Source organism: Streptomyces sp. NPDC050504, assembly GCF_044458065.1.
GTDB lineage: Bacteria > Actinomycetota > Actinomycetes > Streptomycetales > Streptomycetaceae > Streptomyces.
The window spans coordinates 1,154,160-1,167,992 of record NZ_JBITHO010000002.1; the positions used below are offsets into that span (position 1 = coordinate 1,154,160).

Genomic DNA, 13,833 nt, shown 5'->3' on the forward strand with positions numbered 1-13,833 from the left:
CGTCCGTTCGTGAACGTGTCGTAAAGGCAGGCGCTCTGGCCGGTCCTCAGGCGTGAGGGTCGGCCAAAACGCTGTGCCGGGGGTGGTCGCGGTGCGAAGGTGCTCCACGGGGGAACGCTCCGTCACCCCGCCGCCGCATCCCGTGAGGGGGAGCGGGTGAACAGCACCCGAGAAGCGAACGCGTCGACCACCGTGCTGGTGGTCGACGACCTGGACGCCAACCGGTACGCGATGGAGGCCGTGCTGCACCGGGCCGGCCACCGCGTCCTGCCCGCGTCGAGCGCGGGCGACGCCCTGGTCAAGCTCGACACCGGGCTGCGCGCGGGCACCCTGCCCGACGCGGCGCTGGTCGACGTCGGGCTGCCCGACATGAGCGGCTTCGACCTCTGCCGCCACATCAAGTCCCACCCGCGCATCTCCGGCATCCCCGTCGTGCACTTCTCGGCCGCGGCCGTCACCTCCGCCGACCGCAGCAGGGGCCTCGACGCGGGCGCGGAGGCGTACCTCACCGTCCCCGTCGAACCGGAGGAGATACAGGCGGTCGTACGGGCCGCGATGCGCGGCGCCCGCTCGCGCCACGACGCCGAGGCGCAGGTGGACCGGCTGAGCAGGCTCGCCGTCGGCATCGCCGAACTGCACGTCGCGCACACCCCGCAGGAACTGGTCGACCTGGCGGCCGCCGGGGCGGCGGAACTGACCGGCGGCCCGGCCGTCGCGTTCGCCTTCGGCATCGACGGCATGCTGTACGTCGGCCAGCCGCGCCGCGCCCTGCGCGCCCCCGACAACAGCGCGCGGGCCGCCGTCGCCCTGCTGCTCCAGCGGGCGATGGCGGGGCGGACCGGGGTGCGGGGCCTGCTGGCGCCCGCCCCGCTGTGGCCGCCCGGCTTCCTCCAGCCCGAAGGGCCGGGCGGGGCGCGGCTGTTGCTCGCCCGCGAGCGGGTGGACCAGCCGCCGGTCTGCATCGCCCAGCCCGCCTACTCCGCGGACGACCCCGAAATGGCGCTCTGCGTAGGTCAGTTGGCCAGCAGCCTGGCCGTGTCCGCCGACGCGCTGCGCAGCTACGCCGAGGAGCGGCGCGTCGCGCTCACCCTCCAGCGCAGCTTCCTGCCGCAGCGGCCGCCCGAACTGCCCGGCGCCGAAATGGCCGTGCGGTACGTGCCCGCGTCGACGAGCGCGGAGATCGGCGGCGACTTCTACATCGCGCTGTCCACGCCCAAGGGGCTGCTCGTGGGGGTCGGCGACGTCGTGGGCCACTCCCTCGACGCGGCGACCGTCATGGTCGAACTGCGGCACGCGCTGCGGGCGTACGTCGCCGACCGCCCCGACCCCGTCGACCTCCTCACCCGGCTCGACCGGATGCTCCAGCTCTACCACCCCGAGGCCACCGCCACGGTCTGCCTGGCGCTCATCGACCCGCGGACGGGCCGCGCGGAGGTCGCCAACGCGGGCCACATCCCGCCCCTGGTCGTCGCGGGCGACGACACCGCCTTCGCCGCCGCCGCGGGGCCGCTGCTCGGCCTCGGGCTCACGCACCCGTCGGCGAGCGCGGTCACGATCGGCGCGGCCGACCGGCTGCTGATGGTGACCGACGGGCTGATCGAGACCCGGGGCACGGACCTCGCGGTCTCCATGGAACGCCTGCGCCTCGCGGCGGCGCACGCGCCGCCGGGGGCGGGGCCGCTGTGCGACACGCTGCTGGACTGCTTCGGCAAGCGGGACGACGACGTGGCGCTGCTGGCGCTTCAGCTGGACGGCCGCGGCGACGGGGCCGGGGGGAGCGGCTTCTCCAGGAGGGTCACGCCGTAGCCCGCCCCGCCGCCGGGGTCCTCCTTGTGGGGCTCCTCGCCGACGACGGCGTAGCCGAGGGCCTCGTAGTAGGCGCGCAGACGCGGGTTGGAGGAGAGGCAGTCGAGCCGCGCGAGGCGCCTGCCGCGGGCGGCGACGCGGGACTCGGCGTGCGCGAGGAGGGTGCGGCCCGCGCCGGCGGGGGCGTGCGCGCGGTCGGTCATGAGGCGGTGGACGTAGCCGGCGACGGGAGGCTGCGGGCCCCAGGCGGGCTCGTCGTCCCACCACAACTCGTACGCCCCGATGACGCGGCGCTCCCGGCCCCGGGCTTCCTCGCCGAGCCAGACCTCGCCCTGCGCCATCCACCGCAGGAAGTGTGCGGCGTCCTTGCCGCCGGGCTTCCACTGCACGATGCCCCGACCGGCCATCCAGCGGGCGGCGGTGTCGTAGAGGGAGGCGAGGAGGGGGGCGTCGGACGGGACGGCGAGGCGCATCTGGATCATGCGCGCATTATGCGGGGCGCGCCCGCGCCCGCGGCGGGGGGACCGCTACCCCGGCAGGATGCGCGGGGCCAGCGCCGCGAGCCGGTCGACGAGGTCGCCGAAGGGCCCCTCCAGCGGCTCCCCGGCGAGCACCCGCGCCACCACGCCCGCCATCTCCGCGTCGTACGCGGCGCTCACCACCACCAGCGCGGCGAAGTCGTGCACGAGCTGGAGCTCCAGCTCCTTGCGCGGCACCTTCCGCCCGTCCAGCCAGATCAGCGCCGTCGACTCGGCGAGCGACACCCACGACCTGACCACCAACTCCAGCCGCGCGGGCGGCTCCTGGATGCCGAGGTGGGCGATTATCTGCTCGTAGGCCGCCTGCCGCACCTCGTCGATCATCGCGTTCGTCCGCGAGGAACCCGCCCCGGCCGCTGGCCCCCCGCGCATCAGCGCGAAGAACCCGGGCCCGTGCTCGTCGACGAAGTCGAAGAAGCGGCCCATCACCCGCAGCAGCCGCGCGCCGAGCGGCCCCTCGCGGGGCTCGTGGAAGCGCTCGGCCAACTCGTCGGCCGCGCGCCGCAGCGCGGCCTCGTACAGGCTCTGCTTGCCGGGGAAGTAGTGATAGACGAGCGGCCGCGAGATGCCCGCGGCCGCAGCGATCTCGTCGATCGACACCTCGTCGGGGGAGCGGTGGCTGAACAGCTCCAACGCGACGCCGATCAGCTGCTGTCTGCGCTCCTCGACACCCATCCTGCGGCGCACCCCGGTGGTCATACAAACAGAGTACCCAGCCCCGTGCCCGGCCCGGTCAGAGGTCGAGGACGAGCCGGGTCCCCGCGCACCGCGAGACGCAGATCAGCATCGAGTCGGCCCGCTCGCCGTCCGTCAGCAGCTCGTCCCTGTGGTCGATCTCGCCCTCCAGCACGCGCTGTTGGCAGGTTCCGCAGAAGCCCTGCTCGCAGGAGTACGAGACCCCGGGCACCGCCGCCCGCACCGCGTCCAGCACCGACCGGCCCGCCGCCACCGGCACCGTGACCCCGCTGCGCCGCAGCTCCACGTCGAAGGCGCCGCCCGCGCCCGGCGCGCCCGGCGCGAACCGCTCCAGGTGCGGCGTCCGCCCCTCGGGCAGGGCCGCGGCGACCGCGTCCATCAGCGGCTCGGGGCCGCAGCAGTACACCGCCGTGCCCTCGGCCGTCGCCGCGAGCGCGGCCGCCAGGTCGGGGTGCCCCGACTCGTCCTGCGCCACGACCGTCACGCGCCCGCCGCCCGCGTCCGCGTCGAGCTTCGCCAGCTCGTCCAGGAACGGCATCGACGCCCGGTCCCTGCCCCCGTACAGCAGCCGCCAGTCGGCGCCGCGCGCGGTCAGTTCGCGGACCATCGGCAGGACGGGCGTGATGCCGATGCCGCCCGCGACGAAGAGGTACGCGTCGGCGGCGACCAGCGGGAAGCGGTTGCGCACCCCTCGGATCTCCACCTCCGTGCCCTCGTGGAGCTGTTCGTGGACTTCGCGCGAGCCGCCGCGGCCGTCCTCGACCAGCCGGGTCGCGACGGTGTACGCGTCGGTGTCGGCCGGGTCGCCGCACAGCGAGTACTGCCGGACGAGACCGGAGGGCAGCACCAGGTCGAGGTGGGCACCCGGCTCCCAGTCGGGCAGCCCGGGTCCTTCGAGGCGCAGCCGCACGACGCCTTCGGCGGGTGCGGTGCGCTCGGTGACGCGCACCCGGCGGGTCGCGGTGCGGCCCCTGCCGTAACCGGAGACGGGCTCTTCCAGGGCGGGCAGCGGCCAGAGCGGTGAGCGCTCGACGCGGCGGCCCAGCGCGCGCTTCACCAGCAGCGCGGCGCCCGCGACGGCCACCACGGTACGGATCCTCGGCATGGCTCAGTGCCCTCCGTTCGCGCCGGGCGACGCCGCGAGGTAGGCCACGGCCTGCTCGGTGCTGCCCTCCTGGGAGGGGTGGTAGGCGCGGCTGAGGTAGCGGGGTATCGAGCGGGCCATCGCGCCCGCCGTCGGCAGGGTGCCCCGTCGGCCGCTGCGCACGAACGCCCGGACGCTGGCCCTGCCGTCGAGCAGGCTCGGGTCGTTCTCCATGAAGAACCGGGTGCCGCGCTGCCAGAAGAAGAGCAGGGCGGTGAAGGCTATGGCCCAGGTCCGCACCCGGCGCCGGTAGCCGCCGTCGACGTGCATGAACAGGTCGAAGGCGACCGAGCGGTGCTCGACCTCCTCCGCGCCGTGCCAGCGCAGCAGGTCCAGCATGGTCGGGTCGGCGCCGCGCCGGTCCAGCGCGTCCGCGTTGAGCACCCAGTCCCCGAGGAACGCCGTGTAGTGCTCGATCGCGGCGATCGTCGCGACCCGCTCCATCAGCCACCACCGGCGCGCCCTGCCCGGCGGCAGCGTGCGGTCGCCGAGCAGCTTCTCGAAGAACCAGTCGACCTGCGCGGTGTACGGGGTCGGGTCGAGGCCGAGCCGCTTGAGGTGCGGCAGCACGTCGTCGTGGGCCTGGGAGTGCACGGCCTCCTGGCCGATGAACCCGATCACGTCGGCGCGCAGCCGCTCGTCGTGTATGTAGGGCAGCACCTGCTTGTAGACGTGCACGAACCAGCGCTCGCCCGCGGGCAGGAGCAGGTGCAGCACGTTGATGGTGTGCGTCGTGAACGGATCGCCCGGTATCCAGTGGAGCGGGGTGTCCTCCCACCCGAAGGAGACCTTGCGGGCCTTGAGAGGCGCCCGCTCCGACGCGATCGACTCCGGCGTATTAGACATGGCGTCAATGTACTGACGGGTACGGGGTTGGCAACAGGGCCTTGCGCCGAGAAAGTTCCGAAGCGGGAGGATGCGGTCGCGGGCCGCCGGACGCGGCAGGGGGTGCGGCAGCGGGGTGCGGTCCCGCTCAGCGGAGCGCCGCGACCCCGGTGCCGTCCGCCAGCCGTCCCGCCAGCTCGGCCCGCGCGCCCGCCTTCGCCGGCACGGTCAGCAGGGGGCCGCGCGCGCTGCCGGTGACGCCGCCGAACGCGGCGACCGACACGAGCTGGTTGCTGCCCGCCGCCAGCACGTACCAGGACCCGCCGCGCGACTTCCACAGCACGCCCGCCAGCACCTTCGGGTACCGCTCCCCGCACGCGGGCGACGACTCGGCCCGCGCCGCGACCGCGCCGGGCGCGGCGGGCGCCGCCGCCGGGGCCTGGAACTGCGCGAACACCCGGCTGCCGCCGCCCCGCCAGGTCTCCGCGCGGGTGCACAGCCAGCGGGCCGTGCCGCCGTCCTCGGGCAGCGGCTGCCGGGCGAACTGCCAGGAGTTGACGGACCGCACCCCGTGCGAGCGGAACGCGGGCAGCAGACAGGCGGTGCGCGCCCAGCCCGCGAGGCCGGCCCCCTCCACCACGTCCTTGGGGGCCCCGGGCGCCCCGGACGTGAGCCGCGCGGGCGCCAGCTCGCCGAGGTCGGTCAGCAGCCGGGTCGCGGCGGCGCCCCGCAGCTCCAGGGCGGCCCAGCTCCGGCAGTCGCCCGCCCGCGCGGGCGCGGCGAGCGGCGCGGTGACCCCGTCGGCGCCCAGCGGCAGTACGGCTCCGGGCGCGGCGGGCCGCAGCAGGTCACGGGCCTTGGCGGCGCGCACCCAGGGCGCCGTGAGATAGCGGACGCCGCTCGCCGTGCGCCCCACGACCAGCGCCTGCGCGTCGGCCTCGGCGGCGCCGTCGACCCGTGCGAAGTCCAGCGCGGCGCCGCGCTGTCCCGAGACCGGCTCGGCGTACCGCACGACGCGCAGCCCGTCGAAGAACAGCACCACGGCGGCCCCGTCGACCACCCCCGCGTACAGCAGTTGGGCGGGGCCCATGGGCGGCCCGACCGGGGTGCCGGGCGTCGCCGTCGTCTCCACGCGCGTCCCCGGGCGGGCCCAGACGGCCAGCGCGCGGCGCAGCAGGGCGCGGTCGGCGGCGCGGTCGCCGCGCGTGGGCCACACGGAGAAGTCGGCGCGCGAGGCGTGGCGCCACTCGGCGGGCGCGACGCGGCGCAGCGCGCCCGGGTCGAGGGCGCGCTCGGCGGCCGGATTGCGGGCGTAGACCGGGGCGGCCGCCCCGTCGGGGCCCCAGCCCTCGCCCGGCAGCCCGAGGAGCACGCCGCACACCAGCAGCGCGGCGGACGCGGCGAGCGCCGCCTTGGCGTGCTGTCTGCGGCGCATCAGGTCGGTGGGCCTGGCCTGGAGGGAGCAGGGGTCGAACTCCGGTGACTCCAGGAGCTCGTACGCGGGGCGCACCCCGTCCGCGAGGGCGAGCGCGGCGTCCGCGTCCGCGCCCGTGACCCCCGCGGCGGTCAGGACCCGGCGCACCTCGGGGTCTTCGAGCCGCTCGATCCCGCGCAGCGCGTACGCGGCGCGGGCCGGTCCGGGGAGGGCGGAGAGCCGCTGGTTCAGAACGAGTTCGTCGGCGCCGCCGGAGCGCGGGAAGAGCCGCAGGCCCCAGACCTGCGGCAGCAGGGGCGGCAGCTGCGCGCGCCTGGGCAGGCCCCTGCGGCGGAGCGGGAGGCCCGCGTCGATGGCCTGCTTCAGCACGCGGGCGCGGACGTACGCGTACCCGGGGTCGCCCCCGGGCCGCGCGCCGCGCGGGGCGGGCACGGCGGGGGAGTGGGCCGCCGCGGCCCGGCCCCGGGGGAGGGCGCGCTGCACGAGGGAGTGCGCGGTCAGCACGCGGCGGTTGCGCCCGAGGGCGGGCGGCAGCACGAGGTACCCGATGCGGACGAGGCGGGGGTAGTGCTCGACGAGGGCGGCTTCGGCGAGGTCCAGGGGCACGGGGAGCGGGGGGTTCCGCTGCTGTGGGCGCACGTTCAGCAAAACGAGCGATTGATGCGATGGTCACTTCGGCGCGGGGCGCGGGGCGCGTGCGGCGGGGCGCCTGTGCTGGACGTGCCGGGCGGGCCCGCCACCCGTACCCCGCCCATCCGCCCCGCCGTACAGCACACCCCGTGCCGCCCTGTACCGCAATCGCGCGAACCTCCCCGTGTGCCGCGCCCGGCACGGCACTCTGGCGGAATGCTGCACCAGCGGACCGTGCCCGCCCTCGCGGCGGCGACCGTGGCCCTGCTCGCCGCACTCACCGCCTGCGCGAGCGAGGACGTCGCGCCCGGCGGCAGTCTGGAGGCGCTGGCCGAACGGGTCGGCTGCGTCCCCGCAGAGAGGGCCGGGTCCCCCGAGCTGAGACAGGCGAACTGCCGCACCAAGAACGGGCGTTACGTCATTACCACCTTCACGACCGACCGCGGCCAGCGCGAGTGGATCAACGACGCGAAGGCGTACGGCGGCACGTACCTGGTCGGCCGCAAGTGGGTGGTGTCGGGGGACGTGGACACGGTGGAGGCGCTGCGCGGCCGGCTGGGCGGGACCCTGGAGTCGGGCGCGGGGCACGGAGCCCACGACTCCCGGGACCACTGAGGGAGCCGACCGGCCGCGCGGCGCGAGGCGGTCAGCGGCAGACGCGCCCCGCGTTGATGCAGGCGACCAGCCGCCGCATCAGCCGCTCGTCGAAGACGTTGATGAAGTCCCCGTGGTCGGTGACCGGCTTGTGCAACTGCTCGGGGAACGAGTCGACGGCGAATCCGGGCCCCGGCGGGACGTCGTACACGATCCGCTGGACCAGCTGCGGGATCGCCCGGAAGCCGGTCGGGCAGCGCCCGGCCCGGTCGGCGAAGGCGACGTGGGTGCGGTGGTTGGCGCTGTCGGTGCCGCGCCCGTCCCAGCAGCTCTGGAAGCGGAAGGTGCGCACGACCTGGCTGCCGCGCGGGCAGATCGGATACTTGTCCTTGAGCTGCCGGTCCTCGAACCCGGTGCAGCTCCAGGACGCGTTGGCGTTCGCGGTGCCGTTGGTGAACGCCTTGGCGTCGCCCGTGATGATCCGCAGGAAGCGCGGCATCGCGGTGACCTTGCCGACGGGGCTGCCGACGAACCGGAGCGTGACCCGCGCCGGGGTCCTGATCTCCCCGGTGTTGCCGTCCCTGCCGCCGCCGTCCGCGTCGGCGTCGTCCTCGGCGACGCCGTTCTGGAGCCGCAGGACGGGCCAGTAGTACGTGGACCTGTCGCCTTTCTCGCGGCACGAGGTCGCCCCGGCCGCGAGGTCGGCGTCGCTCGCGAACGCGTCGGTGGCCTGGTTGCCGACGTAGTCGTGCATGTGGTGGGCGCCGTTGCCGACGCCGGGCGCGACGATGACGTTGTCCGGGTTGAACTTCCCGTTCGCGTTGCGCCCGCAGTCGGTGGTGAACGACCCGAGGGACGCGCCGCGCGCGGGCCCGGGGCGGGGGGCTTCGCGGGGCGCGGAGCGGATGGGCGCGAAGTCGTCGGCCGCGGGGCCGTTGCCCCCGGGGGAGGGGCGGTCGGCCGCGTCGGCGACCGGGACGAGCGCGCACGGCGCGAGGTCGCGCAGCTCCCGCTGCCCGGTCGCGGCGACGAGCCGCTCGATGCTCGCGGAGCGCCGCTCGCCGAGCGGCCCGAGCACGTCGCGCGGCGGGGCGCCCGGATCGTCGGCGAGCGCCCGGTACGCCTCGGTGATCTGGTCGTCCACGGCGGCGAGTTCGGCGTCGACGCCGCGCCGGGAGCCGTCGGGGAGGTTCCGTACGGCATGGGCGACGTCGGGGCAGTCGACGGTGGCCGACGCGGTACGGGGCGGTGGGGCCCCCTCCTCGTCCGCCGACGCGCGGACGTTGAGGGCGACCAGGCCGCCACCGCCCAGGAGGAGCGCGGTGGCGGCCGCGACGGCGCGGCGGGCGCGCCGGGAGCGTTTGTGGGAGGTCTGCTGTGCTTGTCGTGCCATGGGTGTGCCTCTGCTTCGGTTGCTTCGGTGTGGGGGGAAACGTGCCGTTCCATACGGACGAAAGCCCCGTGGCGCTCAACGCCACCCGAATTCCCCGAAACCTCCCGCACCCCGGCCCGGCGGGGGCTACCCTTCGGCCGCTACCGCTCGGGCAGTTCCGTCCCCACCCGGATGCGGTTGCCGTCCGGGTCGGTCAGCTCGGTTTCCCGCATGCCGTACTCGGTGTCCTCGCCCGTCACCCCGAAGTCCGCGACCAGGGCGTCGACGTCCGGCACCCGGAGGTAGACCAGGGTGTTCGGCCTGGCGTCGCCCTCGTGCTCGGAGAGGAAGAGCCGCATGGGGCCGCGGGCGATCTCCACGAAGGCCGGGAAGCCGGGTTCGAAGCGGTGTTCCCAGAGCTGGCGGAAGCCGAGGCGGGCGTACCAGGCGACGGACGCGGCGGCGTCGAGGACGCGGAGGACGGGGATGGCCTCTTCGGGCCGGGACGGCTGTTCACTCATGCGCCGATTCTCACAGGCGTGCGGGCGCACGGGCGCACGGCCGTGCGGGCGCACGGGCTCTCAGGCGAAGTGCGCCAGCTGGGGGTCGATCGGGGCGCCGGTCAGCCGGTTGGCGAGGGTGGACATGGTGTAGGCGCCGATGCCCAGGACGACTTCGAGGGCGTTGCGCGGGGTGTAGCCGTGGGCCAGGAACGCGTCCATGTCGGAGTCGGCGACCGCGCCGCTCGTCGCGACGGCCGCGAGCGTGAACTGCCGTACGGCCTCCAGGCGTTCGTCGGGCAGCTCGCGCTGCTCGCGGAGTGCGGCGATCAGCTCGGCGGACGCGCCGAGCCCGGTGAGCTTGGCGGTGTGCATCGCCACGCAGACGTGGCAGTCGTTGCGGGTCGCGATCGCCATGACGACGGTCTCGCGGGAGAGCGGGTCCAGGGTGGTGGACTCGAAGATCGCGCTGATCTTCAGGAAGCCGTCGAGGAGTTCGGGGGAGGAGGCGAGGCGGGCGACGGGGGCGGGCAGGAAGCCCTGGTGCCCGGCGACCGCCCGCATGGGGCGGCGGGCCTCGGCGGGGGCGGTGTCGGGGGTGTGGTCGGGGAAGTAGGGGGACGCGGTGGCGAGGGACTGTCGCAAGGGAGGCTCCGATGGCTTCGGCTAAACTCGACAACGTGATTGACCAAAAGGTAAACGAGGTTGTCGAACCTGGCAAGGGGTTCCTTGTGGAGGACGGGGCTCCGCATGGCTGAGGGGTACGAACTGCCGCTGCTCCTCTTCGCCGGGTTCCGCTCGCTCATCGACGAGTTGCACGCGGAGCTGGCGGAGCGGGGGCACCCCGACGCCCGCCCCGCGCACGGGTTCGCGCTCCAGGCGGTGGGCGTGCGCGGGGCGACCGCGAGCGAGATCGGACGGCGCCTCGGGGTCTCCAAGCAGGCGGCGGGCAAGACCGTGGAACGGCTGGAGGCGCTCGGGTACGTGGAGCGGGCCGACGACCCCGCCGACGCCCGCCGCAAGATCGTCAGGCTGACGCGGCGGGGCACGGAGGTGCTGGCCCTGTCGGCGGAGATCTTCGACCGGCTGCGGGGGGCGTGGGTCGCGCGGCTGGGGGAGGACCGGGTGACGGGAATGGAGGAGGCCCTGCGGGAGGTGGCCCCCGGGGGCGCGACGGGCCTGGACGCGGCGAGCTGGATGACGGGGTAGGGGGGCGCGAGCACAGGTGCGCCCCGTCAGGGGCGCGGGGAACTGCGCGAGAGTGGGGCAGACGCGCAACGTATCCACCCCGCGCAAGCGGGCTCGCCACCGGCAGGTTTTCGGGAAGGGGCGGGGAGGGGACTTGCCCGCCGCAGGCGAAAGGCGCCCGCCCCGGGCAACGGCACCCCGCACCCTGCCACCCCGCACCCCGCCACCCCGCACCCCGCAAGGAGTGCCCCCGTGCACAGGGCCCCCGGGGCAACGCCCCCGGGGCAACGCCCCCGGAAGGGCTACCCCCGGTCCAGGAAGGCCAGCACCGCGAGCACCCGCCGGTTGTCGTCGTCCGACACCGGCAGCCCCAGCTTCGCGAAGATGTTGGACGTGTGCTTCGCGATGGCCCGCTCCGTCACCACCAGCTTCCCCGCGATCGCCGCGTTCGACCGCCCCTCCGCCATCAGCTCCAGCACTTCCAGCTCCCGGGGCGTGAGCCCGCCCATGGGCTTGTCCCGGGACTGGGAGCGCCGCGACAGCAGTTGCGAGATCACCTGCGGATCCATCGCCGTGCCGCCCCCGGCCACCCGCCGCACCGCGTCCACGAACTGCTCCGCGTCGAACACCCGGTCCTTCAGCAGGTATCCGACGCCCCCGTTGCCGTCGGCGAGCAGCTCCCGCGCGTACAACTGCTCCACGTGCTGCGACAGCACCAGCACCGGCAGGCCCGGCCGCGCCCGCCGCGCCGCCAGGGCGCACTGCAGGCCCTCGTCCGTGTGGGACGGCGGGAGGCGGACGTCCACCACCGCGACGTCGGGCTCCAACTCGGCGAAGGCCCGCGTCAGTTCGGGCCCGCTCTCCACCGCCGCCAGGATCTCGAACCCGTACGCCTCCAGCATGCGCACCAGCCCGTCGCGGAGCAGGAACAGGTCTTCGGCTAGGACAACACGCAAGGGATCTCCATGGTCACCATGGTGGGGCCGCCCACGGGGCTGCTGACGGCCAGGACGCCGTCGAATGTACCGAGTCGGCGCTCGACGCCGCTCAGCCCGGACCCGCCCCCGACGACCGCCCCGCCCTTCCCGTTGTCCGTGATGCCGACGACGAGCATCCCGTCCTCGTCCCGGTAGCCGATGTCCACCCAGATCCGGTCCGCCCCGGAGTGCTTCGCCGCGTTCGTCAGCGCCTCGCTCACCGCGAAGTACGCCGCCGACTCGACGGGCGCGTCCGCGCGTCCCGGCAGGTCGACGGAGACCTCCGGCTGCACCGCCATGCGCAGCGCCAGCGCCCGTACCGCATCGCCCAGACCGCGCTCGGCGAGCACCGGCGGATGGATGCCGCGCACCAGGTCGCGCAGCTCGGTCAGGGCCTCGGCCGACGACTCCCGCGCCATCGCGACCAGTTGCTTCGCCTGCGCCGGGTCCTTCTCGATCAGCGCCTCGATCGTGCCCAGGTGCATGCCCATCGCGACCAGCCGTGCCTGCGCGCCGTCGTGCAGGTCCCGTTCGATGCGGCGCAGCTCCGCCGCCGACGTGTCGACGGCGTCGTGCCGCGTCTCGGTGAGCCGGTCGATGCGCTGCTCCAGGGCCTCCTCGCGGCCGGGCCCGAGCAGGGCGCGGCACAGCAGGAAGTGCCCGCGCAGGAGCGTCGGGTTGACGAACAGGCCGACCGCCAGGAGCGCGGCGCCCAGGCCGAGCGCCGCCAGTCCGGTGGCCTGGCTGTCGACGGGCACGAAGCCGTACCAGTACACGTCGCCGGAACCGGCGAACGCCCGCCACAGGCCCGCCGCCAGCACGAGGCCCTCGACCGGGTAGAGCAGCAGCACGCCCGGCAGCAGCGCGGTGAGGAACCCGGCCACGGCGTCGGGCAGCAGCCACCGCAGGTCGCGCCAGGTCGCCGGGTCCTTCAGCAGCAGCGTCGTGCGCTGCACCTGCCCGAGGAAGCCGGAGTGCAGGTCGTCGGGGAACGGCCGGTACACCGAGGGGATCGTCACGTCCGACCACGTGCCGGCGAGCCGCCGCCGGTGGTCGGCGTAGCGCCGGACCGTCCCCACGAGGTAAGGGGTGGTGAGGAAGCCGATGCCGAGGGCGATGAACACGAGGGAGAGCAGCGAGAGGACGAACAGGGTGATCGAGCAGACGAGTGCGTGGACCGCGAGGCCGGTGCCGCGCAGTCCGTCCCTGACCGCGGTGCCCGCGCGCATCGATTTCATGACGATCATCCTCCCCCGGCGGTCCGTCCGCCGAGCCGTGGGCCCCAGTCTTACCGGCCGGGCGGGGAAGGTCACGGGCCTTCGCACCCCGCTCCCGGGGTGTACCCAGCGACACCCCTGCCGCGTGGCGGGAATCCGATGGCAGGATGAGCCCACCATGACAGACGCACGGTCGCCGGTACGGGCGCTGCGAGCCGCACTCTTCGCGGCGATCTGCGTCACTCTGGCATCCGTGGGGCATTCGTCCATGTCTGGGCACCCGATCCCGTTCCCCACGCTCGCCGCCGCGTTCGGCGTGACGGGCGCGGTCGGCTGGCTCGCGGGCGGCAGACGGCGCGGGACCGTGCCGATCGGTACGGGCATGCTCGCCGTCCAGGGCGCGCTGCACCTGCTGTACGCGGACGCCCATCCGAGGAGCCCGGGGCACCACGCCCACCCCGGCAGCGGCATGACCATGTCCCACCCGGGCGCCGGGTCCCACCCGGCCGCCCCCGGGTCCGCCGCCCCGCTCCACGACCCCACGGCCGCCGCCGACGTCACCGCCCTCGTCGCGGGCCCCGGCCTGCCGGTCCCGGGGACCGTCCTGCACGGCGCCCTCGGGATGCTCCTCGTCCACCTCGTCGCCGCCCTCGTGTGCGCCCTGTGGCTGGCCCGGGGCGAGGCCGCCTTCTTCCAGCTCGCCCGCACCGCCGCCGCCCTCGCCTTCGCGCCCCTGCGCCCGCCGCCCTCGGCCCTCGCCCCGCCCCCGCTGCCCCGCCCCGCGCGGGCCGGGACCGGGGCGAGGCTCCCGCACTTCCGCGGCGTCGTCCTCGCGCACTCCCTCTCGCGGCGCGGCCCGCCCGCACGCCGCCCCCTCACCCGTGCCACGGCCCCAGGAGTCGCCGTCTGA

14 protein-coding genes are annotated in these 13,833 nt (G+C 75.2%); 4 read left to right on the plus strand and 10 right to left on the minus strand.

Going from position 1 to position 13,833, the window contains the following annotated elements; translation table 11 throughout:
• The first annotated feature begins 156 nt into the window (after window positions 1-156).
• Complete coding sequence (locus ACIBNE_RS11100; RefSeq protein ID WP_399271184.1) at window positions 157-1,806, plus strand: SpoIIE family protein phosphatase; 1,650 nt, start codon at window positions 157-159, stop codon at window positions 1,804-1,806.
• On the opposite strand, the gene ACIBNE_RS11105 is transcribed toward ACIBNE_RS11100, so the two are convergent.
• The 5 genes from ACIBNE_RS11105 to ACIBNE_RS11125 all read right to left on the minus strand — a co-directional run bounded on the left by ACIBNE_RS11105 (window position 1,743) and on the right by ACIBNE_RS11125 (window position 7,084).
• Complete coding sequence (locus ACIBNE_RS11105) at window positions 1,743-2,288, minus strand: GNAT family N-acetyltransferase (protein WP_399271185.1); 546 nt, start codon at window positions 2,286-2,288, stop codon at window positions 1,743-1,745. The genes ACIBNE_RS11100 and ACIBNE_RS11105 overlap by 64 nt on opposite strands.
• Before the next feature lie 45 nt (window positions 2,289-2,333).
• Complete coding sequence (locus ACIBNE_RS11110) at window positions 2,334-3,044, minus strand: TetR/AcrR family transcriptional regulator (RefSeq protein WP_399271186.1); 711 nt, start codon at window positions 3,042-3,044, stop codon at window positions 2,334-2,336.
• A 34-nt stretch (window positions 3,045-3,078) separates the two neighbouring features.
• Window positions 3,079-4,146 carry a PDR/VanB family oxidoreductase gene (locus tag ACIBNE_RS11115; RefSeq protein WP_399271187.1) on the minus strand — a complete coding sequence of 356 codons (1,068 nt, stop codon included), beginning with the start codon at window positions 4,144-4,146 and terminating at the stop codon, window positions 3,079-3,081.
• A gap of 3 nt (window positions 4,147-4,149) precedes the next feature.
• A complete protein-coding gene (locus tag ACIBNE_RS11120) occupies window positions 4,150-5,031 on the minus strand; it encodes a metal-dependent hydrolase (RefSeq protein WP_399271188.1) in 882 nt (293 codons plus the stop codon).
• Window positions 5,032-5,158: 127 nt separating this feature from the next.
• Window positions 5,159-7,084, minus strand: coding sequence for a hypothetical protein (locus ACIBNE_RS11125; RefSeq protein WP_399271189.1), 1,926 nt, complete (start codon window positions 7,082-7,084; stop codon window positions 5,159-5,161).
• Between the two features lie 207 nt (window positions 7,085-7,291).
• Here ACIBNE_RS11125 and ACIBNE_RS11130 point away from each other — a divergent pair, with 207 nt between their 5' ends.
• Window positions 7,292-7,690 (plus strand): hypothetical protein, encoded by a 399-nt coding sequence (locus tag ACIBNE_RS11130; RefSeq protein WP_399271190.1) that lies wholly within the window; start codon window positions 7,292-7,294, stop codon window positions 7,688-7,690.
• A 31-nt stretch (window positions 7,691-7,721) separates the two neighbouring features.
• On the opposite strand, the gene ACIBNE_RS11135 is transcribed toward ACIBNE_RS11130, so the two are convergent.
• The 3 genes from ACIBNE_RS11135 to ACIBNE_RS11145 form a co-directional block, all read right to left on the minus strand.
• Window positions 7,722-9,062, minus strand: coding sequence for a DUF1996 domain-containing protein (locus ACIBNE_RS11135; protein ID WP_399271191.1), 1,341 nt, complete (start codon window positions 9,060-9,062; stop codon window positions 7,722-7,724).
• A 140-nt stretch (window positions 9,063-9,202) separates the two neighbouring features.
• Window positions 9,203-9,562, minus strand: coding sequence for a glyoxalase superfamily protein (locus tag ACIBNE_RS11140; protein WP_399271192.1), 360 nt, complete (start codon window positions 9,560-9,562; stop codon window positions 9,203-9,205).
• A 60-nt stretch (window positions 9,563-9,622) separates the two neighbouring features.
• Window positions 9,623-10,105 carry a carboxymuconolactone decarboxylase family protein gene (locus tag ACIBNE_RS11145; protein WP_399271291.1) on the minus strand — a complete coding sequence of 161 codons (483 nt, stop codon included), beginning with the start codon at window positions 10,103-10,105 and terminating at the stop codon, window positions 9,623-9,625.
• Between the two features lie 186 nt (window positions 10,106-10,291).
• Here ACIBNE_RS11145 and ACIBNE_RS11150 point away from each other — a divergent pair, with 186 nt between their 5' ends.
• Entirely contained in the window at window positions 10,292-10,750 is a 459-nt protein-coding gene (locus ACIBNE_RS11150; RefSeq protein WP_399271193.1) for a MarR family winged helix-turn-helix transcriptional regulator, read from the plus strand.
• Between the two features lie 281 nt (window positions 10,751-11,031).
• Here the strand turns inward: ACIBNE_RS11150 and ACIBNE_RS11155 are convergent, their stop codons facing one another.
• Window positions 11,032-11,685, minus strand: a complete 654-nt coding sequence (locus ACIBNE_RS11155) for a LuxR C-terminal-related transcriptional regulator (RefSeq protein WP_399271194.1) — start codon at window positions 11,683-11,685, stop codon at window positions 11,032-11,034.
• Entirely contained in the window at window positions 11,670-12,944 is a 1,275-nt protein-coding gene (locus tag ACIBNE_RS11160) for a histidine kinase (protein WP_399271195.1), read from the minus strand. Before ACIBNE_RS11160 ends, ACIBNE_RS11155 begins: the two co-directional genes overlap by 16 nt.
• Window positions 12,945-13,101: 157 nt before the next feature.
• On the opposite strand from ACIBNE_RS11160, the gene ACIBNE_RS11165 reads away from it, so the two are divergent.
• A complete protein-coding gene (locus ACIBNE_RS11165; RefSeq protein ID WP_399271196.1) occupies window positions 13,102-13,833 on the plus strand; it encodes a hypothetical protein in 732 nt (243 codons plus the stop codon).